1 protein-coding gene and 1 pseudogene are annotated in these 767 nt (G+C 65.4%); one reads left to right on the forward strand and one right to left on the reverse strand.

Going from position 1 to position 767, the window contains the following annotated elements; genetic code table 11:
- Positions 1–332 (reverse strand): annotated as a pseudogene (locus DMB66_RS65130) (hypothetical protein); the annotation flags it as partial.
- Between the two features lie 231 nt (positions 333–563).
- Here DMB66_RS65130 and DMB66_RS65135 point away from each other — a divergent pair.
- On the forward strand, positions 564–767 hold a 204-nt coding region (locus DMB66_RS65135; RefSeq protein WP_233625639.1), incomplete at its 3' end, for a hypothetical protein.

Consider the following 767-nt stretch of genomic DNA (forward strand, 5'->3'; position numbering starts at 1 on the left):
AGGTCGAAAGAGCTCTGACCTGACGCGAGACTCAACGCCGTGTCCAGTGGCAGGTGCAGTAGTTCTCCCTGCCAGGCCAGGTAGATGCCGATCGACCGGATCGCGAAGCGGTCCTCGACATCACACATCACGTAGCCCAGAAGCTGGTCGACAAAGGCACCCATCGACGGCGCCGGCTCCAGATAGGTCTTGACGTCGACCAAGGTGCCGCCGAGGACGAGATCACCGATCGCGAACGCCTCATCGAAGACCGGGCGGATGACCCGCGGGCCGCCGAGCCGCGCCATGGCTGGATGACCGCGGGTGACATAGGTGTGCCACAGCGTCTCCAACGCCTCTACGACGTCAGGACTTGGGCCCTGGTTCCCGAGCATGGTCAGCCATAGGTGGTAGGACCGCCGCCACTGTTCAGCGTCTGGGGCCTTCAGCCCTCGTAGAATGCCGGCGTACTGGCAGAGCATCCACGCATTACGAAGGAGTTCGGACGCGGGCTCAGGCGGCACCCAGTTCCCCGGCCGTCGCCACACTCCGAGCCCGCCGTCGGCACTGCTCCCAACTACTGGTTGGAGACCGGCGGCCTGCAGGACACGTGCGGCTTCCTCGCGAGCAACCATGTCGAATATATCGGCGTAGGGGACTGTGTCGGCCAGGTCGAGACCGATGGCCCACTCGATGGCACCACCAACCGCAGCTCGCACGCCGCTATCAAGCCCGGTCACGACCGGAGGCAGCCGCTGCACCTGCGCGTTCCAGACGGCGACGAGGGC

It is taken from the genome of Actinoplanes sp. ATCC 53533 (genome assembly GCF_003947245.1).